The following is a 20,413-nucleotide window of genomic DNA, read 5'->3' on the forward strand; positions in this document are numbered from 1 at the left end:
AGGAACAATGGCAAAGATCATTGCATACGACGACGAAGCGCGTCAGGGAATGCTCGCGGGCCTCGACAAGCTCGCCGACACCGTCAAGGTCACCCTTGGCCCGAAGGGCCGCAACGTGGTTCTGGACAAGACCTACGGCGCCCCGACCATCACCAACGACGGCGTTTCCATCGCCAAGGAAATCGACCTTGATGACCCGTACGAGCGCATCGGCGCCGAGCTGGTCAAGGAAGTCGCCAAGAAGACCGACGATGTCGCTGGCGACGGCACCACCACCGCCACCGTGCTGGCCCAGTCTTTGGTGCATGAAGGCCTGAAGAACGTCACCGCCGGCTCCAACCCGATCGCCCTGCGTCGTGGTATCGAGAAGGCTTCCGAGGCCATCGTCAAGGAGCTCGTCGCAGCTGCCAAGGACGTCGAGACCAAGGATCAGATCGCTGCCACCGCAACGATCTCCGCCGCGGATCCGGAAGTCGGCGAGAAGATCGCCGAAGCGCTGGACAAGGTCGGCCAGGATGGCGTCGTGACCGTCGAGGACAACAACCGCTTCGGCCTGGATCTTGACTTCACCGAAGGCATGCGTTTCGACAAGGGCTACATCGCCCCGTACTTCGTGACCAACGCCGAGGATCAGACCGCGGTGCTCGAAGACCCGTACATCCTCCTGACCTCCGGCAAGCTGAGCTCCCAGCAGGATGTCGTGCATGTGGCCGAGCTGGTCATGAAGACCGGCAAGCCGCTGATGATCATCGCCGAGGACGTTGACGGCGAGGCTCTGCCGACCCTGATCCTGAACACCATCCGTGGCACGTTCAAGTCCTGCGCCGTCAAGGCTCCGGGCTTCGGCGACCGCCGTAAGGCCATGCTGCAGGATATGGCCATCCTGACCGGCGCACAGGTCGTGTCCGACGAGCTGGGCCTGAAGCTCGACTCCATCGACATGTCCGTGCTCGGCACTGCCAAGAAGATCATCGTCTCCAAGGACGAGACCACCATCGTGTCCGGTGGCGGCTCCAAGGAGGACGTGGCAGCCCGCGTGGCTCAGATCCGCGCCGAAATCGCCAACACCGACTCCGACTACGATCGTGAAAAGCTGCAGGAGCGCTTGGCCAAGCTGGCCGGTGGCGTCGCGGTCATCAAGGTGGGTGCCGCCACCGAGGTCGAGGCCAAGGAACGCAAGCACCGCATCGAGGATGCCGTGCGCAACGCCAAGGCCGCCATCGAGGAAGGCCTGCTGCCGGGCGGCGGTGTCGCTCTGGTCCAGGCTGCCGCCAAGGCCCAGAAGGACGTTCAGCTCGAAGGCGACGAAGCCACTGGCGCCGCAATCGTGTTCCGCGCCATCGAGGCCCCGATCAAGCAGATCGCCGAGAACGCCGGCCTGTCCGGTGACGTGGTGATCGACAAGGTTCGCTCTCTGCCCGACGGTCAGGGTCTGAACGCCGCCACCAACGAATACGAGGATCTACTGGCCGCCGGCGTCACCGACCCGGTCAAGGTCACCCGTTCCGCCCTGCAGAACGCAGCCTCCATCGCAGGCCTGTTCCTGACCACCGAAGCTGTGGTGGCCAACAAGCCGGAACCGCCGGCAGCCGCTCCGGCCGCTGGCGCCGACATGGGCTACTGATCGGCCTGATATAACCGATCGGTCCGATCGCTGACTGAGCGAACAGACATTACGGGAACCCGTCTTTCCTTTGGGAGGAGACGGGTTCCTTGCGTTTGCCGGCCATGCGGGGTGATGCCACCACTTACTGATGCCACCACTACTGTGCGAATAGGCGGGACGCCTGCATTTCCGTGTCCGCGTACAGCGAGGATGCCTGCATGAGCGCATGTTGAATGGATTCCAAGGACCGTTCCATCTGCTGCTGCGCCGCACGCCATTGTTCGGCCACGGCATTGAACTGTGTGGCCGCGCCGCCCCTCCAGACGCTCTGCAGGTTGTTGAGATTGCCGTACATGCCCTGTACCGCTTGTCGAATCGATTGGATCGAGGCGCTCACTGCGGCGCTGGATGACTGTATCTGTTCCGAATCGACTTGAAACTGTGGCATGGTGTGTTCCTTTCATCGTTGAATGTGTGCATATCAGCCGTTCGCTTACTGATTGGCGTATCCGAACGGTAAGGTGGAGCGTATGGCAAAAGTGAGTGGAACCAATGCACAATCGAAGGCTGTGGTCGGAGGATGGTCCCAAACCGGATGCATCGGCGTGTCGCGTCAGTATGCCCAAGGCGAACATCGCTGGATTCACGCGCTTTTCATACTGTTGGCAGCCATGTTGTGCTGCTGTATGACGTTGTGCATAACTCCCGTCGGATGGGCCGATGATACGCAGACGAACGATACACAGACCGGCATCACCGCGACGGATAACATCACCGATACTGAAAACCTGCTTGGATCGAATGTGTCCGAAATCACCGACGCCATCAAGAACACCAAAAAGGAGACCGGGGTCACCGTTCGACTGCTGTACCTGTCGACGTTCAATACGGGTAAGAAGAAGCCATCCCAGTGGGCGAGCGATTTGCTGGAATCCCTGAAGCCCCAACCGAATACCGTGCTGCTCGCCGTGGCCGCGAACGACGGTAACCTAGTGGTGGCGGTATCGTCGAACTCCGACGAATGGCTGAAGAAGAAGTCCACGGTGGACGCGCTGTCGGATGCCGCGCAGAAGCCGCTGATGGAGTCCACGCCCGATTGGTCGAAATCGGCCACGGCGATGATGGATCAGATCGTACTGGCCAAAAAGACGTCCACGTCATCGAACGTCACCATGATCGGCGTAGGCATCATGGGAGCCGTTCTGGTGCTGTTGGTCGTCATCATCGTAGTGTTCCACATCTATCGTAAGAAACATCCGAAGCGGCGCAGGAAGAGGCGCGGCAGCCATCGCAAGACCAAAGGCGGCGAATTCGAGACGTATCGTGAGGTCGAGGAGAAGACGGAGCCGGCAAAGGCGTGGAATCCGCAATCTTCAACGGAAGACCCAGATATCGTTCAGGAAACGTCCAGCGAATCGAGTGAAGCTTGAAGGCATGAGTAAGCCTATTGAAGCATCAATTGTCGTTGTCGATGACGAACCATCCATTCGCGAGTTGCTGGTGGCCTCGCTGCATTTCGCGGGATTCGAGGTGAATACCGCGGCCTCCGGTTCCGAGGCCATCGAGGTCATCGAAAAAACGCAACCCGATTTGATCGTGCTGGATGTGATGCTTCCGGATATCGATGGTTTCACGGTGACCCGACGCATTCGTCAGGAAGGCATCGCCACACCGGTGCTGTATTTGACGGCACGCGATGACACCCAAGACAAGGTCATGGGCCTGACCGTCGGCGGCGACGATTACGTGACCAAACCTTTCAGCCTGGAGGAAGTGGTGGCGCGCATCCGCGCCATTCTGCGCCGTACCCAGGAACAGGTGGAGGACGATCCGATCATCCGGGTCGGCGATCTGGAGATCAACGAGGATTCGCATGACGTATCCCGTGCCGGCCAGCCGATCGATCTGAGCCCCACCGAATACAAACTGCTCCGTTACCTGATGGACAACGAAGGCAGGGTGCTTTCCAAGGCGCAGATTCTTGACCATGTGTGGCAGTACGACTGGGGCGGCGACGCAGCAATCGTGGAATCCTACATCTCCTATCTACGTAAGAAGGTCGACGGCATCGTGGTCGAGGACGCCGACGGCGAAGAGCATAAGGTGACCCCGCTCATCGAAACCAAACGTGGCATCGGCTACATGATTCGCGCACCCAAGAACTGAGACGATCCGATCGATGAGCCGGGACACCAAGCGAACACAACCTGACGATGCAGGCGTTCAGGGCGGGCCTGCGGCGCAGGCCGCATCTCAAACGTCGCCAGCCCGTCGCCCATCGTTGTTTCGACGTATCGGCAGACGGGTCGATGCGATTCCTCTGAGCACGAAACTGGTCACCTGCATCATCGTGCTGCTGACCATCGGTACCATTGGCATCTCGTTCTCCATCCGAACGCTGGTCGGCAACTACCTGCTGCAGAAAACCGATACGCAGCTGATCAACCAGGCGCAGCTGGTGTTCAACAATATGGATTCGCTGGGCGATACCACCGACAGCGAGAACAGCAGGAACAGCCTGATGAACACCTACTACGTGGAGGTGCGCACCAGTGACAGCAAAATCACCGGAACCGGGTTGGTGCCGGTGCTCAAAGACGGAGTGGTTTCCGAACCGAGCCTGCCGGCGGACGGCAGCAGCGACGGCGTGACGCTGGGGCAGCCTTTCACCACTCAGGCCGTGGTCCATGTCACCGGTAACCATGTGCCGGATCATTCCACCATGCAGGCGGCCCAATCGCCGTGGCGTGTCGTAGCCCTGCCATGGAGCGAGCGAGGCAAGGACGGCCAGGTTAAAAACAGCGGCATCGTGTACATCGGCCTGTCGTTGAGTGACCAGATCGATACCACGAATACGCTGACCAGGTACTGCGCGATGGTAGGTATCGCCGTTGTGCTGCTCGGCGCGATTCTAGGCACCATCGTGGTGCAGAGCACACTCACTCCGCTCAAGCGCATCGAGAAGACGGCGGCGAAAATCGCGGCCGGCGACCTGAGCCAGCGTGTTCCGGATATGCCGGAAAACACCGAGGTCGGCTCGCTGTCGGTGTCGCTCAACACCATGCTGACCCGTATCGAGGAGAGCTTCCATGCACAGGCGGAGACAACGGAGAAGATGAAGCAGTTCGTCTCCGACGCCAGTCATGAGCTGCGTACGCCGTTGGCCGCCATTCATGGCTATGCGGAACTCTATAAGATGCAACGCGATATGCCGGGGGCGCTTGAACGCGCCGACGAATCCATCGAACATATCGAAGCCTCCAGTGCGCGTATGACGGTGCTGGTGGAGGATCTGCTGTCCTTGGCGCGACTTGACGAAGGCCGCGGTATCGACATCACGCAGCAGGTTCCGCTCACTTCGGTGGTGCGCGATGCGGCCGATGATCTGCACGCGCTTGATCCGGACCGTGGCATCCGCTGCGGCCTGATAGCGATCAAGCCTGGAACCGATCTGGAGCACCCGTCCGACTTCACCTTCCAGGATGATGACATGCCGGCGATCACGTTGACCGGTGACGCCTCAAGACTGCGCCAGGTGGTCACCAACATCGTGGGCAACATCCACCGGTACACGCCGGCCGATTCGCCGGTGGAGATCTCCATGGGCGTGCTGCCGGCATCGATCAGCCCGGAATCGTTGTCGCGCATGCCCGCCAACGAACGGTCCATGCATCATCTGGTCGAGGCCATCGAAGTGGGCCAATCCATGCAGGTGGGCATGAACTATGCCATCGTACGATTCTCCGATCACGGTCCGGGCGTACCGCCTGAGGCCCGATCGAAGATCTTCGAACGTTTCTATACCGCCGATCCCTCCCGCGCACGGCAGAAGGGCGGTACCGGACTCGGCATGGCCATCGCGCAATCGGTGGTCAAAGCGCATCATGGTTTCATTTGCGCATCCGGCAGTGAAGGGGGAGGCCTGACGTTGACGGTGGTACTGCCGGTCGCGCCGGTCGAGCCACGACCCGTGCCGGAAGCGGAAACACGCAAGGCGGACAAGAAGGGCCGGAAAACGAAGAAATAGAGGCCGACTGGCGCGAACAATGGCGGGTGTGATCATATTCCCGTCTTCTGCGAAGGGCCGGCATTGGTCATCATCCCACCTCTTGCGCTAGACTATATCCTTGGTTTGCAATAGGCGGATGACGAGCATCCGCAAGCAGGTATGTGAAAAGTAGTGAGGTGACAATGCCTAGCGGACGCGTTCGTTGGTTTGATACGAACAAAGGCTATGGATTCATTCAGAACGAGCAGGGCGCCGATGTGTTTCTGCCCGCCGTTGCGTTGCCCGAAGGCGTGAAGACGCTGCGTAAGGGCGCGAAGGTCGAATACTCCGTAATCGAAGGGCGTAGGGGACCTCAGGCGATGAACGTGACATTGGTCGCATCGGCCCCGTCACTGGTCAAGGCCACCCGACCGAAGCCGGATGACATGGCCGCCATCGTCGAGGATCTGATCAAGTTGCTGGATTCCGCAGGGAACCAGTTGCGTCGACATCGCTACCCTTCGCCGGCCGAAAGCAAGAAGCTGGCCACGCTGATGCGTGCCGTTGCCGATAATTTCGACGTACAGGACTGATTTATGCCCGATACCACTTTGGATCCCCAGGCGATCGCCAAGGCGGTGGCCATCGAAGTCGCCGACGAGGACAATCAGGTCGGTGACTTCGTCGAAGCCATCGACCTAGGTGATGACGTCACCGATTTTCGTTTCGAGACGCGTGTGCGCGGCTATGAAGGCTGGCAGTGGTCGGTGACGCTGTACCACGACGTGGAACTCGATCATTGGACGGTCAACGAATCATCGTTGGTACCGACGGATAAGGCATTGCGCCCGCCGGCATGGATTCCCTGGAAGGACCGCCTCGAACCCACCGATCTGGCGGTGACCGATTCCATCGGCACCGAGCCGGATGATCCTCGCCTGGAAGAGGGCTTTCGTGCGACGGACGCCGGTGAAGGCGCTTCGGCCGAGACGCCCGAGATGTCTGAAACGTCTGAGACATCCAAGGAGGATGTCGAAGATGCGGTTGAGGAATTCGAACTGTCCCGCAGGCATGTGTTGACGCCCTTGGGGCGTGCACAGACCGCCAAGCGCTGGTATGAGGGGCCGCGTGGCCCGAAGTCGCTGTCCACCAAGACGGCTGACGGCAATCCTTGTTCCACCTGCGGTTTCTTCATTCCCCTGAAAGGTGAGCTGAATCTACTGTTCGGTGTGTGCGCCAACAAGTGGAGTCCCGATGACGGTCGCGTGGTGTCAGTCGACCATGGATGCGGCGAGCATTCCGAAATCGAGCCGCCGGAGCCGTCGCATCTGTGGGTGCAATCCAAGCCGGCCTTCGACGACCTGCATATCGACATCATCGCCCAAGCTCCGCGTGAGGAACGCGGTTCCGTCGAACTGATCGAACAACTGGAAGGCGAGGAGCCCAATCCGAACGATGAGGAGGAGGCTTCGGAAGAAGACATCGAAGCCAACACCATCGATGACAACGAGGCATCGCAGGAGGACGTGCAGGAACATGCCGAACCTGCGGACAGCCCTGAGGTGGAGACCACGCTCGATCTGAGTGAAGACGAAGAGACCGAGAAGTCCTCCGATGATGAGGAGCCTGCTGAAACCGGGGAACAGCCCGTGAAACAAGAGGCTGGGGGAACCGGGGATTCCGCCGGACCGGAGGAATCCCCCGAGTCGACGGAATCGGAGAAGCCATCCGAGACGGAGTCCGCGGAACTGACTGAACAGTAACGCCTTCCTCACGTTACTGTAGACAATCGAAGCGAGTCAAGGAATCCTGATGCCCGTGTGATGCCGGTGTCGGTTGGATTCCCTGATTCGCTTCGATCATTTACGCTTCAATCGTTCACCATGACGAATGTGCATCGTTCAGTGCACGACGGTGACGGTGCAATCTGCGAAATTCACGATCTGCTTGGATACCGAGCCGAGGAAATGCGCATCCATGCCGGACAGTCCACGTGATCCAACCACCAGATGGCGGGCGAAGCGCGAGGCCGCGATAAGGCCTTTCGCGGCGGAAATGTGGAAGGCATGCGATTCGATGTCGAAATCATCGGGAATGTCTCGCGCGGGAATCTCAATGGAATCGATCATCTCGTCCAACAGATGCTCGGCTCGCTCCTGGCCAACCGAAATCGGTGCGACGGCGTTTTCATATCCTTCGATCACGCCGAGATCCTTCAACTGCCAACAGAACATAACCTGCAACGGCGCGTGATGAATGGACGCCAGCTCAATGGCGAACTGCAACGCGTGCTTCGACGTTTCCGAGCCGTCCACCCCGACCACGATCGGACGTTGGTTCTTCGGCAGCGGCGATCCGGGCATGTCGAAACGCACCTCCCGATCGCCGGGGGTCAGCGCATTGGCGATGGCATCTTGCACGCTGGCCTCCTCATCATCGAGAATGCGCACCACGGTGACCGGAACCTTCGCCTCCTCGGCCAGCGATGCCGACAATGAGCCCAAAAACCATCGGGCCACGCGACCGAGCGACCGGCGGCCCACTACGATTTGTTGCGCGTCCTTGCCGATTTCCAACAGGGCTGCGGTGCCGGAAGCCCTTACGGAAGTGAGTTTGACACGGTCCTCATTGATGGCCATGCCGGAACTGGCCTGCGCCACCCAGTCCCGCAGACGTTTCGCGATGCCATGGCGCATGGCCGCCCACTGCTCTTCGGAATCCGGTTCCGAACCCATATCCCACGAATGCGTCCAGCCATATACCGCATTGACCCGCTGGCCGGTGAGGGATGCCTCCTGCAGTGCCCAGCGCAACGCGGCGAAGGATTCGTCGGAACCGTCGACACCGACTACGATGTCACGTTGACGAATGTCCGTGTCAACGCCGGCTTCGGTGGTTTGTAGGGTGGTGTCGCTACTCATGATGACCTCCTTGGTCGTTGCCCTATACCAAGCATATCGGTTTGGTTGCGTCGAGAGCGCAAATTCACATGCGCGTGGGAATAAACGTCATCGTGAATCGGTAGAGTGTTGAAGGACTAATAAGAGTGGAAGGACAAGCATGTTCGAACGGTTTACAGACCGTGCCCGGCGCGTGATCGTGCTGGCTCAGGAAGAAGCTCGTACCCTCCAGCACAACTACATCGGTACCGAGCATCTGCTGCTCGGCCTGATTCGTGAGGGTGAGGGCGTCGCCGCGAAGGCGCTGGCCTCGAAGGGTGTGTCGTTGGACGATACCCGCAAGCAGGTCGAAGAGATGATCGGTAAGGGGAATGCGTCGCCGAACGGCCACATTCCTTTTACTCCGCATGCCAGGCAGGTGTTGGAGCTGTCGTTGCGTGAAGCGTTGCAGCTGGGGCACAGCTATATCGGTACCGAGCACATTCTGCTCGGCCTGATTCATGAGGGCGAAGGCGTCGGTACCCAGGTGCTGATCAAGATGGATGTCAATCTCGGCGAGCTGCGCAGTGCGACCATCGATCTGATCCGTGGCAATTCAGGCGGTAGCCAGGGTGAAGGCAAGGGCGATCTCGCCAATGCCGGCGGCGTGCAGGATAGGCGGAACCAGAGCGGTTCGGCCATTCTCGACCAGTTCGGTCGCAATCTGACCGCCGAAGCCGCTTCGGGTAAGCTCGACCCGGTGATCGGTCGTTCGAGCGAGATCGAACGCGTAATGGTGGTGCTGAGCCGGCGTACCAAGAACAATCCGGTGCTGATCGGTGAGCCGGGCGTCGGCAAGACCGCCGTGGTCGAGGGTTTGGCCCAGAAGATCAACGCCGGCGATGTGCCGGAGACGTTGAAAGGCAAGCAGGTCTATTCCCTGGACTTGGGTTCCATGGTGGCAGGTTCACGCTATCGTGGCGATTTCGAGGAACGCCTGAAGAAGGTCTTGAAAGAGATCAAGACCCGTGGTGACATCGTGCTGTTCATCGACGAGATCCATACCATCGTGGGCGCAGGTTCCGCGGACGGTGCCTTGGGCGCTTCCGACATGCTTAAGCCCATGCTGGCTCGCGGCGAACTGCAGACCATCGGCGCCACCACCACCGACGAGTACCGCAAGTACATCGAAAAGGATGCGGCGCTGGAACGCCGTTTCCAGCCGATTCAGGTGCATGAGCCGACCATCGCCGAAACCATCGAGATCCTGAAGGGTCTGCGTGAACGCTACGAGAATCACCATCATGTGACGATTACCGATGGTGCGCTGCAATCCGCAGCAGAGTTGTCTTCGCGTTACATTCAGGACAGTCATCTGCCCGATAAGGCCATCGATCTGATCGATGAGGCCGGTGCGCGCCTGCGTATCCGCCGTCTGACCGCCCCGCCGGAGCTCAAGGAGCTTGATGCGAAGGTGGCCAAGCTGGCCGAAGAGAAGGATCAGGCCATCAAGGACCAGGACTTCGAGAAGGCGGCCGAGCTGCGCGACAGGCAGGAGAAGCTGGAAGCTGAGCGCAAGGAGAAGGAATCGTCCTGGCGTGAAGGCGAATCCGACGTGAAGATGGTCGTGGACGAGGATGTGATTGCCGAAGTGATCTCGCAGACCACCGGCATTCCGGTGTTCAAGCTCACTCAGGCTGAATCCAAGAAGCTCATGAGCATGGAATCCGAGCTGCACAAGCGCATCATCGGTCAGGACGAGGCCGTGTCGGCGCTGTCCCGCTCCATCCGCCGTGCGCGTGTGGGCCTGAAGGACCCGAAGCGCCCGTCCGGTTCATTCATCTTCGCCGGCCCGACTGGTGTGGGCAAGACCGAGCTGGCCAAGACGCTGGCGGAGTTCCTGTTCGATGATGAGGACGCGTTGATCCGCGTGGATATGTCGGAGTTCTCCGAAAAGTACGCCGCATCGCGTCTGTTCGGCGCCCCTCCGGGATATGTCGGCTATGAGGAGGGCGGCGAGCTCACCGAAAAGGTGCGTCGCAAGCCGTTCTCCGTGGTGCTGTTCGACGAGATCGAGAAGGCGCATCCGGACATCTTCAACACATTGTTGCAGGTGCTCGATGATGGTCATCTGACCGATGGCCAGGGCCGCAAGGTAGATTTCAAGAACACCATCATCATCCTGACCACCAATCTCGGCACCCGCGACATCGCGAAGGCCGCCAACACGGGCTTCAATCTTGGTACGAACACCGAGTCGAGCTACCAGCGCATGAAGGATCAGGTCTCTTCGGAATTGAAGCAGCAGTTCCGTCCGGAGTTCCTGAACCGTCTGGACGACATCATCGTGTTCAAGCAGCTTACCGAGCCGCAGGTGCGCCAGATCGTCGACCTTGACGTCAAGCAGCTCAACGACCGTCTGTTCGACCGCCACATGTCGCTCGAGCTCACTGATGCCGCCAAGGACCTGCTCGCGCAGAAGGGCTTTGACCCGCTGCTCGGTGCCCGTCCATTGCGCCGCGTGATTCAGCGCGACATCGAGGATGCCATATCGGAGAAGATTCTGATGGGCGACCTCGAAGACGGCCAGCGCGTGAAGGTCGATGCCGAAGGCGAGGGCATTCTGGGCGAATTCACCTTCTCCGGAGAGGCGTTTGAGGAGCCGGTGACGGCGGACGAGTCGTCTGAGTCGTCTGAGTCAGATTCCGCCGAGCCCGTCGAGGTTTCGGCCGGGATTGCCGATTCGGCATCGGAATCTTCCGAAACCGAATAAGTGACTCGGATACCGCACTAAGCGGCTGAAATCCACAAAAAGCGGCTTATCCATGACAGATTGTTGTCATGGATAAGCCGCTTTTTGTGGATTTCATATATGTGTTGTTGGATATGGATCAGTATTTTGGCGTCGTGTTTGTCCTGCACGGTGTACACACGCTTGTATCGCAGATTACCGATGGTGGGGCAGCGAAGGCTTGGCTGTGAACGGTATTCCGGCCGCACGTAATTTGTTGATGAGCGGCGTGCGCCTGACCGCATCAAGAAAAGTGAACCTTACGACGGCATCGACGCCGCATGCTCGTAATGTATCGGATCGCAGTCGTTCCTCTTCCACAATGTCGCTGATCGTATGTCCTCCGGTCATCGTCGGATTCACGTATTTGTCCTGTCCGTCAAGTTCTCCGACAATCGTTCGGCCATCCTCCGTATGCCATACATAATCGGTGCGGCGGCGCTCGCCGGAAACAGGATGCACGAATTCCACCTGTTGCGTAGGCAACGCAACGCCTTCTTCGATCATGGTTGCCAGGCAAAATGATTCCCCGCCGTTCTCGCTAATGCCGATGGCATGTTGTGCGACGGAAATCGCCAGCTCACGTTTTCTGCCGACATACGGCTCATCGCAATAGTCGATGATCTGCTGTCGCGAAGCATGCCCGTCTCGAATCGCGGATTCGAAAATCGCAAATGCGTTACGAAAAGAGAGCATGCGTCCGCAATCAAAAAGAGTGCGGAATATGTCGGTTGACTTGGCGCCATCCAGATTTACGGCTTGGTCCAGAAATCTTGATGCCGTATGTACGCGTTTGATTTGATTGCAGTAGCTTCCACCCCTTCCTGACGTAGAGGCGATGTAGATGGTGCCGTTGCTGTGCAAAGCGGTTGAATGGTCGAGTCTCCATAATGCCGCCGCGGAGAGCGAGCTGAAAATCATGTTGGGATGATGTTGGGCCAGCGTTCTGCATATATGTCGGGATCGTTCGATTGCGTCCAGACCATTCCAGTATGTTTTTTCCGCGTACATTCCCGGATAGGGACGGCATGTGATGCCTTGCATGGTGAGTCTGTGAAGCAAGGCGCTTTCATTGTTGTTCCGTGCGAGAACGCACATGCGCCGGGACTGTGCCTGCCGCAGGCGTTGTCTGATAACTGCCCTGATGTTCATTGTTCGAGCATAGGGAAACCCATGTTCTGTGGTCTAGTCGATTTGGCGATTGTGGATAACTTAAGGGTCGCTACGGGGTGGTATCGGCGTGTTACGGTCAAAAGAGGTGTGGATAAGTCTTTTGGCGCTTGATTTGGTCGTTTGATGATTGATATGGTCCGATGCTCGGCGGTGCGCATCGCACAGTGATGTAGACGTCTTGAATGTGTCTTGAATCCTGCAGATACCAGCTTTGTTCCAGCGAAAAACAGTCTGATTCCACACATAGGAGCTTATTCATGACATCTGGTGCTGGATATAGGGCGGTTTTTGTGGATATAGATTGGTTTCGATGGGTGAATTCTCTGGATATGACGAAAGGGCGGGTACGCAACCTTAAAAAAGTTACGTACCCGCCCTTTTGCGTTACGGACCGTGCGTGTGACGTCAAGTCGCGTGCAGCCGAACCAAGGCTATTTGATGGCGTTCAGCCACTGTTCCTTGGTAGCCTTTTCGGCCTCGAGCTTGGCCTTCTTCTTCGGATCGGACTCAGCGGCGATCTTGGCGTCGAGCTCGGTCAGCTGGGCGTTCAGCTGTTCCTCGAAGGAGGATTTGCGGGCGTCGGCTTCCGGATCGGACTGCTTCCAAGCAGCATCCTCGACGGCCTTGATTTGCTTATCCACGGCGTCAAGACGGCCTTCGATGCGGCGGACTTCGTCGCGCGGCACATAGCCGATCTGATCCCACTCCTCCTGAATGGCGGCAAGTGCCTGACGCGCCTGCTTGGCGGCCTCCTCATCCTTGACCGGAACAAGGGCTTCGGCCTTGACCAGCAGTTCCTCCTTCTTGGCCAGGTTCTCCTTTTCGGAAGAGCTGATCTGGTCACGGTCCGCCTGACGTGCGTTGAAGAAGGTGTCGGCGGCGGCACGGAACTGGGCCCACATGGCATCATCCTCGCGGCGTCCCGCACGGCCGGCCTTCTTCCAACGATCCATCAGCTCGCTGAACTTGCGTGAGGTTTCCACCCAAGCGGTGGAGTCCTTCAGGGCTTCGGCCTCGGCAATGATGGCTTCCTTGGCCTCCTTGGCTTCGTTGCGTTCGGCGTCGCGGGTCTGGGCCCACTTGCGGCGTGCCACGTTGAAGGCGGTGCGTGCCGTGGAGAAGCGGGACCACAGCGCATCGGCATCGGCCTTGTCGATGCGCACATTGTTGCGCTGATGCTCCTGCCACTGCTGGAAGAGCGAGCGGAACTTGTCGGAAGTGGAACGCCAGTTGGTGTTGCTGTCAAGACCGGCGGCAAGGGCTTCGGCCTTTTCCACGATGACGGTGCGTTCGGCCACTGCCTTGGCCACGGCTGCCTTACGGGCTTCGGAAAGCTGGGCCTTCTTGGCCGCACCCTCTTCCTTCAAGGCTTCGAACTGCGCCTTGAGGGCCGCCAGATCACCGACGACGGCCGGCTGTTCGGTCTCTTCGGACAAGGTCTTCAGCGAGTCGTCGATTTCGCGGGACTTGACGCTGCTGGACTTGAGCCTGTTCGCAAACAGGTCGAGCTTGGCCTTGAGATCGAGGTAACGGCGTGCATACAATGCCAGGGCCTCTTCTTTGGAGGCATCCGGGAACTGGCCGACCTCACGTTCTCCCTCTGCCTCCTTGACGAATACGGTGCCGTCATCGGAGACGCGTCCGAAAGCCTCGGCGGCTTTGACATCAGCCTCGGAGAAGCCGGTGCCGGTGGCTGCCGGAGCCGGGTGGGACGGAGTCTTCTTGGCGAATGCGGCGGGGGATGGGGCGTGCGGCTTCATCGCTGCCGGGCTTGGAACGGCCGGTTTGCTGGCCTGGGCTGCGGGCGTCGTCGCCTGCTCGGTGATTTCATTGGTGTTCTCGGACGCGGTGACATTCTCGTCGGCCATGGCCAGCTCCTTTAAGTAAGCTTCATGTAGTGCAGGGAAGCGGATGACGCAGATCGACCCAGGAAAGCCTGAACAATCGTGCGGCATTTTCCGCAACCTCATTTATTATAGGGAACCGTGGCAAAAGGCGCATCTATTTCAGGATTTCCAGAGTGGCTCCCCTCTGAACGTGTTGTGGAGCAGCGTGTTATCGACACGCTCCGTAATGTATTCGAACTCAATGGCTTCATCGGCATTGAAACTCGTGCGGTTGAGCAGGGTTCGAGCCTGTTGAAGAAGGGTGAGACCAGCAAGGAGATTTACCTGCTGAGTCGTCTGCAGGAGGTCGGTCACGAGTCCGACACTCCGATTGAGGATCGTTTGGGCCTGCATTTTGATCTGACGGTTCCGCTGAGTCGGTATGTGGTCGAGCATTCAGGTGACCTCGCCTTTCCCTTCAAGCGTTGGCAGATTCAGAAGGTGTGGCGTGGCGAGCGTCCGCAGGAGGGCCGTTTCCGCGAGTTCGTGCAGGCCGATATCGATGTGATCGGCAATGGCGATCTGCCTGACCATTACGAGGTCGAATTGCCGCTGGTCATGGTGTCGGCGCTCGAACGTCTGCGCGAGTTCGGCTTGCCGAAGGCCACCGTGCATGCGAACAACCGCAAGCTGTCCGAAGGCTTTTATCGCGGTTTGGGACTGACCGACGTCGAAGGCGTGCTGCGTGAGATCGACAAGCTCGACAAGATCGGCGCCGACGAAGTGGCCAAGCTGCTCGTCGAAGGCTGCGGTGCAAACGAAAATCAGGCACGAGCCTGCCTTGAACTGGCCGAACTGACCGCCGCAAATGGAGCCGATCTGGCCGAAAAATTCGATGCGTTGTGCGCGAAGCACGACATCGCGGCCGATTCCGACGCCTACGTGCTGGCCCGTCAGGGCCTCGACACCTTGGCGATGATCGTTGATGAGGCAGCGCGCATTCGTCCGGGTTCCGTGATCGCCGACCTGAAGATCGCCCGCGGTCTGGACTACTACACCGGTTCCGTATATGAGACCTTCCTTGATGGCGCCGCATCACTCGGCTCCATCTGCTCCGGTGGCCGCTACGACAACCTCGCCTCGCAGGGCAACAAAAAGTATCCCGGCGTCGGCCTGTCAATCGGCCTGTCCCGTCTGGTCTCCTACATGCTGCATGCCGCCGGTGCGCACGCCAACCGGGTTTCCCCGGCAAGCGTGCTCGTGGCCGTGTGGAACGAAGCCGACCGTTCCGCTTCCAACGTAATCGCCAACCAGCTTCGCGCACGCGGCATCGCGGCCGATGTGGCCCCGACTGCGGCCAAGCTCGGCAAGCAGATCAAATACGCGGACAAGCTGGGCGTCCCGTACGTGTGGTTCCCCTCCGATGCCGCCGAGGATGGTGTCGGCGACGAAGTCAAGAACATCATCACCGGTGACCAGCAGCCGGCTGATGCGAGGTCGTGGGAGCCGGATACTGTGTATGCCCGGCAAACCGTTACCGTCGAAGCCTGAACATCAAGGCATACGGTATTGTTTCGTTCATTGAACATAAGGAAACAAAGAATAGAGGAAGCATGAGCCAGACGGCTTATAGAACACATCATGCCACCGAGGTGACCGAGGAGCTCGTTGGCCAGAAGGTGACGCTCGCCGGTTGGGTGGATCGTCGTCGTGACCACGGCGGTGTGGCCTTCATCGATCTTCGCGACAACACCGGTCTGGTGCAGGTCGTGATCTACGACGAGGAAATGGCGCGTCCGTTGCGCTCCGAGTTCGTGATCCGGGTCATCGGCGAGGTGCGTCTGCGTCCGGATGGCAACGAGAACGACCATCTGGCCACCGGCAAGATCGAGGTCGTTGCCGAAACCATCGAGGTGCTCGCCAAGTCCGACGCTTTGCCGTTCCAGGTCTCCACGGCTCTTGAAAACGAGTCTGAAAACAAGTTGCCGGGCGAGGACGTGCGTCTGAAGTACCGTTACCTCGATCTGCGTCGTCCATCCATGCAGCACAATCTGAAACTGCGCTCCCAGATGTCGAAGGCCGCACGTCACGCCCTCGAGGAGATGGGCTTCGAAGAGGTCGAGACTCCGACCATGATCAAGTCCACGCCGGAAGGCGCTCGCGACTTCGTGGTGCCGGCCCGTCTCGTGCCGGGTTCCTGGTATGCTCTGCCGCAGTCTCCGCAGTTGCTGAAGCAGCTGCTCATGGTCTCCGGTGTGGAGCGCTACTATCAGTTGGCCCGTTGCTACCGCGATGAGGATTTCCGTGCCGACCGCCAACCGGAATTCACCCAGCTCGACATGGAGATGGCCTTCGTGGATCAGGAGGATGTGATGGCCATGGCCGAGAAGGTCATCGCCGCCATCTGGAAGTCCGCGGGTTACGAGATTCAGCTGCCGATTCAGCGCATCACCTGGCAGGAAGCCATGGATAAATATGGCTCCGACAAGCCGGATCTGCGCTTTGGCAACCCGCTGGTCGAGCTGACCGACTATTTCAAGAACACCCCGTTCCGCGTGTTCCAGGCACCGTACGTCGGTGCCGTGCTCTTCAAGGGTGGCGCTGCCACGCCTCGCCGTCAGTTCGACGCATGGCAGGATTGGGCCAAGCAGCGTGGCGCCAAGGGTCTCGCCTATGTGGTCTTTGCCGAGAACGGTGAGCTTAAGGGTCCCGTTGCCAAGAATCTGTCCGAAGAGGAGCGCAATGGTCTGAAGGAAGCCGTTGGCGCCGAAGACGGAGACGCAGTGTTCTTCGCCGCCGGCCGTCGCACTTCCGCGCAGGAACTGCTGGGCGCCGTGCGTGTGGAGCTGGCCGATCGCGCCGGCTTGCTCAAGCCCGACGATTTCGCCTTCACCTGGGTCGTGGACTTCCCGTTGTTCAAGACGACCGATGATCCGGATGACGATGATGTGGCAGTCGGTCACTCCAAGTGGACCTCCATGCATCATCCGTTCACCATGCCGTCGAAGGATTGGATCGACACCTTCGACAAGGATCCGGAACATGCCATGTCCGACTCCTACGACATCGTCTGCAACGGCAACGAAATGGGCGGCGGCTCCGTGCGTATCCACCGCGACGACATTCAGGACCGTGTGTTGGACGTGCTGGGCATTACTCCGGAAGAGGCCGCCGACAAGTTCGGCTTCCTGCTTGAGGCCTTCAAGTACGGTGCTCCGCCGCATGCCGGCATCGCCCTCGGCTGGGACCGTACCGCCGCCATTCTGGCAGGTGCCGATTCCATCCGTGACGTCATCGCCTTCCCGAAGGCCGGCGGCGGTCGTGATCCGCTGACCGGTGCTCCGGCTCCGATCTCCGATGAACAGCGCGCCGAAACCGGTGTCGACTATGATCCGGATGAGGACGAGGACTGACACCTCTTCTTGCGGTAGGACGAGGGCTGTTCGTGCATGACACCATGCGCGAACAGCCCTCGTTCATGGTTGGAGCACCTGTTTTCGTATGCGTTCGCTACAGTGAGAAAGAAGGGGAACGCTAACTATTACCAAGAAAGAGTTATTTTCACAGGATGATTTCCGATATAGAAACGCTATTTCGTAGTGCATGGGTTCGCCTGTGCACGTTGTTGATGGTCGTTGCGGTTGCGGTTCTGGGCCTTGCGGCCGCTGCTCCCGTCGCCCATGCCGCTGAAGTCGGCGACCCGGCGGCAACCAAGGGCAAGACCTACAAGATCGGTACCGACACCACGTTCGCTCCTTTCGAATATCAGGAGAAGGGCAAGATGGTCGGCATCGACATGGAGCTGATCCAATCCATCGCCAAGAAGGAAGGCTTCAAAATTGAGATTCAGGCCTCCGGTTTCAATGCCGCATTGCAGGCGTTGAGTTCGAATCAGGTGGACTTGGTCATCGCGGGCATGTCGATCACCGACGAGCGCAAGGCGACCTATGATTTCTCCGACCCGTACTTCCAGTCGGGCATTCAGATGGCCGTCGCCGCCGACAATGACGACATCAAAAGCTATAAGGACCTCGACGACAAGACCGTGGTGGCGAAAACCGGTTCCGAAGGCGAGGCCTATGCCAAGGAACATGCCAAGGAATACGGCTACACCGTCACATCCGTCGACCAATCCTCGACCATGTACGAGATGGTCAAGTCCGGCAACGCCGTCGCCGTATTCGACGATTACCCGGTGCTGGCCTATGGCGTATCCCAGCACAACGGTCTGAAGATCGTCACCCCGAAAGTGCCGCACGGCGAATACGGCATGGCCGTGAACAAAGGCAAGAACGCCGATCTACTGGCAGCCATCGACGATGGTCTCGCCCAACTGATCTCCTCGGGCGAATACGAGACGATCATCGCGAAGTATCTCGGTGCCGAGGGCGCCAAGGCGCAGGTCAAGGCCATTTCCGGCATGGTCACCGACAACGATGCCACCGCAACCGCCAAAGCCAAGGTCGGGTTCCTGGGACTGGCCAAGCAGTCGCTGCCCGCGTTGATGATTGGCCTCAAGAACACGCTGTTCATCACTGTCATCTCATTCGCCATCGCCCTGCTTCTAGGTGTGGCCTTCGGCCTGATGCGAGTAGGGGAGAACAGGGTCGCCTCCGGCGTCTCCAAAGTGTATGTCGCCATCTTCCGTGGTACTCCGATTCTGGTGTGGGCGTTCTTCTTCTACTTCGGCGTGCCGCAGCTGATTGGGCACAGCGTGAACATCTGGATTGCCGGTGCGCTGACGCTGTCGCTCAACTCAGGCGCCTACCTGGCGGAAATCGTACGTGGTGCCATCCAAGCCGTCGATCCCGGCCAGATGGAAGGCGCTCGCTCACTCGGTCTCAATCGTCGTCAGTCCATGGCGCGCGTGATCCTGCCGCAAGCCAGCAAAATCGCCATGCCATCGGTCATCAACCAGCTGGTCATCATGATCAAGGATTCCTCACTGCTGCTGGCCATCGGCTTCGGCGAACTGCTCTACCAGGCCCAGCAGCTGTATGCGGCGAACTTCCGCGTCACCGAAACCCTGCTGTTGGTCGGCGTGATCTACTTCGTGGCCATCACCATGCTGACATGGCTGGCCAATATCGTCGATAGGAAGGTGAATCGATGAGCGAAAGCAACGTCAGGCATATGATGCTCGATGACGGCATGACCGGCGGAACCGGCACCGACGATGTGATGATCGAGGTCACGGATCTCCGCAAGAGCTACGGCAATGTCGAAGTCATCAAAGGAGTGGATCTGACCGTGCACCGTGGTGAGGTGATCTGCATCATCGGTCCCTCCGGCGCGGGCAAGTCCACGTTGCTGCGCTGCCTTAACGGATTGGAACACGCCACCAGCGGCCGGATCGTGGTCAACGGGCATGACCTGAACGACCCGAAGGTGAACATCGACAAGGTGCGCGAACAGGTCGGCATGGTCTTCCAGCACTTCAATCTGTTCAACAACATGAGCGTGATCGACAACATCACGCTTGCGCCCAAGTTGGTGCACAAGGAGTCCGAGATCCAGGCACGTGAGCACGCCATGCGGCTGCTCGAAACCGTCGGACTGGCCGAAAAGGCCGACGCCATGCCACGTTCGCTTTCAGGCGGCCAGAAGCAGCGCGTGGCCATCGCGCGTTCGCTGGCCATGCGCCCGAAGGTGATGCTGTTCGACGAGGCGACCTCCGCGCTCGATCCGGAAATGGTCGGCGATGTGCTCGAGGTCATGCGAGAGCTCGCCAAGGAGGGCATGACCATGGTGTTGGTCACCCATGAGATGGGCTTCGCCCGCGAGGTGGCCACGCGAGTCATCTTCACCGATGCCGGTGTGATCGAAGAGGAGGGAACTCCCGACCAGATCTTCAATCACCCGAAGAGCGAAAGGCTCAGGACCTTCCTTTCCAAGGTGCTGTAGCGGGTGGCGATCTGCACGTGGAAGTCAGGCGAACGCCCATGAGAATTCACCCTGCGTTCGCCTGTCTCACCCTTGGTCGTTGCTTTACGGCCATAGCCTTGCCGGTATGAACATTAGTGAGATCTGCCGGCGCTGCATCAAGGCGTTCACCAATAGGGTGCCGGCGAGGGTGACCTACGGGGTGGCGGCCGCTTTGGTCGTCGTGGCGGTACTCGTCATTGAATTGCCGCGGCTGTGGTGAGGTGA

The 20,413-nt window shown here is 59.2% G+C and carries 15 protein-coding genes; 11 read left to right on the top strand and 4 right to left on the bottom strand.

Annotated features, from left to right (window positions below; translation table 11 throughout):
- Positions 1–7: 7 nt before the first annotated feature.
- Entirely contained in the window at positions 8–1,624 is a 1,617-nt protein-coding gene (gene groL, locus BBDE_RS03765) for a chaperonin GroEL (protein ID WP_003840790.1), read from the top strand.
- A 139-nt stretch (positions 1,625–1,763) separates the two neighbouring features.
- Here groL and BBDE_RS03770 read toward each other — a convergent pair whose 3' ends face one another.
- Positions 1,764–2,054: a WXG100 family type VII secretion target gene (locus tag BBDE_RS03770; protein ID WP_003840787.1), complete on the bottom strand. Its 291-nt coding sequence runs from the start codon at positions 2,052–2,054 to the stop codon at positions 1,764–1,766.
- An 82-nt stretch (positions 2,055–2,136) separates the two neighbouring features.
- Between BBDE_RS03770 and BBDE_RS03775 the strand changes: the two genes are divergently transcribed.
- From BBDE_RS03775 to BBDE_RS03795, 5 genes are all read left to right on the top strand, one after another.
- Positions 2,137–3,036, top strand: coding sequence for a TPM domain-containing protein (locus BBDE_RS03775; protein WP_003840785.1), 900 nt, complete (start codon positions 2,137–2,139; stop codon positions 3,034–3,036).
- 4 nt (positions 3,037–3,040) lie between these two features.
- Positions 3,041–3,772 (top strand): response regulator transcription factor, encoded by a 732-nt coding sequence (locus BBDE_RS03780; RefSeq protein ID WP_003840783.1) that lies wholly within the window; start codon positions 3,041–3,043, stop codon positions 3,770–3,772.
- 13 nt (positions 3,773–3,785) lie between these two features.
- A complete protein-coding gene (locus tag BBDE_RS03785; RefSeq protein ID WP_003840782.1) occupies positions 3,786–5,633 on the top strand; it encodes a sensor histidine kinase in 1,848 nt (615 codons plus the stop codon).
- 164 nt (positions 5,634–5,797) lie between these two features.
- Complete coding sequence (locus tag BBDE_RS03790) at positions 5,798–6,187, top strand: cold-shock protein (protein WP_003840781.1); 390 nt, start codon at positions 5,798–5,800, stop codon at positions 6,185–6,187.
- Between the two features lie 3 nt (positions 6,188–6,190).
- Entirely contained in the window at positions 6,191–7,357 is a 1,167-nt protein-coding gene (locus BBDE_RS03795) for a DUF3027 domain-containing protein (RefSeq protein ID WP_003840779.1), read from the top strand.
- Between the two features lie 138 nt (positions 7,358–7,495).
- Here BBDE_RS03795 and BBDE_RS03800 read toward each other — a convergent pair whose 3' ends face one another.
- Positions 7,496–8,515 (bottom strand): universal stress protein, encoded by a 1,020-nt coding sequence (locus BBDE_RS03800; protein ID WP_003840777.1) that lies wholly within the window; start codon positions 8,513–8,515, stop codon positions 7,496–7,498.
- A gap of 139 nt (positions 8,516–8,654) precedes the next feature.
- On the opposite strand from BBDE_RS03800, the gene BBDE_RS03805 reads away from it, so the two are divergent.
- Positions 8,655–11,246 carry an ATP-dependent Clp protease ATP-binding subunit gene (locus tag BBDE_RS03805; protein WP_012902026.1) on the top strand — a complete coding sequence of 864 codons (2,592 nt, stop codon included), beginning with the start codon at positions 8,655–8,657 and terminating at the stop codon, positions 11,244–11,246.
- A gap of 174 nt (positions 11,247–11,420) precedes the next feature.
- On the opposite strand, the gene BBDE_RS11540 is transcribed toward BBDE_RS03805, so the two are convergent.
- Entirely contained in the window at positions 11,421–11,960 is a 540-nt protein-coding gene (locus BBDE_RS11540) for a hypothetical protein (protein WP_012902027.1), read from the bottom strand.
- 908 nt (positions 11,961–12,868) lie between these two features.
- Entirely contained in the window at positions 12,869–14,305 is a 1,437-nt protein-coding gene (locus BBDE_RS03815; RefSeq protein WP_012902028.1) for a DUF349 domain-containing protein, read from the bottom strand.
- 117 nt (positions 14,306–14,422) lie between these two features.
- Between BBDE_RS03815 and hisS the strand changes: the two genes are divergently transcribed.
- The 4 genes from hisS (at position 14,423) to BBDE_RS03835 (ending at position 20,167) form a co-directional block, all read left to right on the top strand.
- The gene (hisS, locus tag BBDE_RS03820; RefSeq protein WP_033489198.1) at positions 14,423–15,814 is read left to right on the top strand and encodes a histidine--tRNA ligase; all 1,392 of its coding nucleotides are present in this window, start codon (positions 14,423–14,425) and stop codon (positions 15,812–15,814) included.
- 62 nt (positions 15,815–15,876) lie between these two features.
- Positions 15,877–17,676 (top strand): aspartate--tRNA ligase, encoded by a 1,800-nt coding sequence (gene aspS, locus BBDE_RS03825; protein WP_003840765.1) that lies wholly within the window; start codon positions 15,877–15,879, stop codon positions 17,674–17,676.
- Between the two features lie 155 nt (positions 17,677–17,831).
- Positions 17,832–19,376: an ABC transporter substrate-binding protein/permease gene (locus tag BBDE_RS03830; protein ID WP_003840763.1), complete on the top strand. Its 1,545-nt coding sequence runs from the start codon at positions 17,832–17,834 to the stop codon at positions 19,374–19,376.
- Complete coding sequence (locus BBDE_RS03835; RefSeq protein ID WP_003840762.1) at positions 19,373–20,167, top strand: amino acid ABC transporter ATP-binding protein; 795 nt, start codon at positions 19,373–19,375, stop codon at positions 20,165–20,167. The genes BBDE_RS03830 and BBDE_RS03835 overlap by 4 nt, the downstream gene beginning before the upstream one ends.
- The last annotated feature ends 246 nt before the right edge of the window (positions 20,168–20,413 follow it).

This window comes from Bifidobacterium dentium JCM 1195 = DSM 20436 (assembly GCF_001042595.1).
In the GTDB taxonomy this organism is placed as follows: Bacteria; Actinomycetota; Actinomycetes; order Actinomycetales; family Bifidobacteriaceae; genus Bifidobacterium; species Bifidobacterium dentium.

Excerpts from the sequence above, each read along its gene's own strand:
- groL (WP_003840790.1), top strand. The coding sequence starts at position 8 with ATGGCAAAGATCATTGCATACGACGACGAAGCGCGTCAGGGAATGCTC.
- BBDE_RS03770 (WP_003840787.1), bottom strand. The coding sequence starts at position 2,054 with ATGCCACAGTTTCAAGTCGATTCGGAACAGATACAGTCATCCAGCGCC.
- BBDE_RS03775 (WP_003840785.1), top strand. The coding sequence starts at position 2,137 with ATGGCAAAAGTGAGTGGAACCAATGCACAATCGAAGGCTGTGGTCGGA.
- BBDE_RS03780 (WP_003840783.1), top strand. The coding sequence starts at position 3,041 with ATGAGTAAGCCTATTGAAGCATCAATTGTCGTTGTCGATGACGAACCA.
- BBDE_RS03785 (WP_003840782.1), top strand. The coding sequence starts at position 3,786 with ATGAGCCGGGACACCAAGCGAACACAACCTGACGATGCAGGCGTTCAG.
- BBDE_RS03790 (WP_003840781.1), top strand. The coding sequence starts at position 5,798 with ATGCCTAGCGGACGCGTTCGTTGGTTTGATACGAACAAAGGCTATGGA.
- BBDE_RS03795 (WP_003840779.1), top strand. The coding sequence starts at position 6,191 with ATGCCCGATACCACTTTGGATCCCCAGGCGATCGCCAAGGCGGTGGCC.
- BBDE_RS03800 (WP_003840777.1), bottom strand. The coding sequence starts at position 8,515 with ATGAGTAGCGACACCACCCTACAAACCACCGAAGCCGGCGTTGACACG.
- BBDE_RS03805 (WP_012902026.1), top strand. The coding sequence starts at position 8,655 with ATGTTCGAACGGTTTACAGACCGTGCCCGGCGCGTGATCGTGCTGGCT.
- BBDE_RS11540 (WP_012902027.1), bottom strand. The coding sequence starts at position 11,960 with ATGCTCTCTTTTCGTAACGCATTTGCGATTTTCGAATCCGCGATTCGA.
- BBDE_RS03815 (WP_012902028.1), bottom strand. The coding sequence starts at position 14,305 with ATGGCCGACGAGAATGTCACCGCGTCCGAGAACACCAATGAAATCACC.
- aspS (WP_003840765.1), top strand. The coding sequence starts at position 15,877 with ATGAGCCAGACGGCTTATAGAACACATCATGCCACCGAGGTGACCGAG.
- BBDE_RS03830 (WP_003840763.1), top strand. The coding sequence starts at position 17,832 with ATGATTTCCGATATAGAAACGCTATTTCGTAGTGCATGGGTTCGCCTG.
- BBDE_RS03835 (WP_003840762.1), top strand. The coding sequence starts at position 19,373 with ATGAGCGAAAGCAACGTCAGGCATATGATGCTCGATGACGGCATGACC.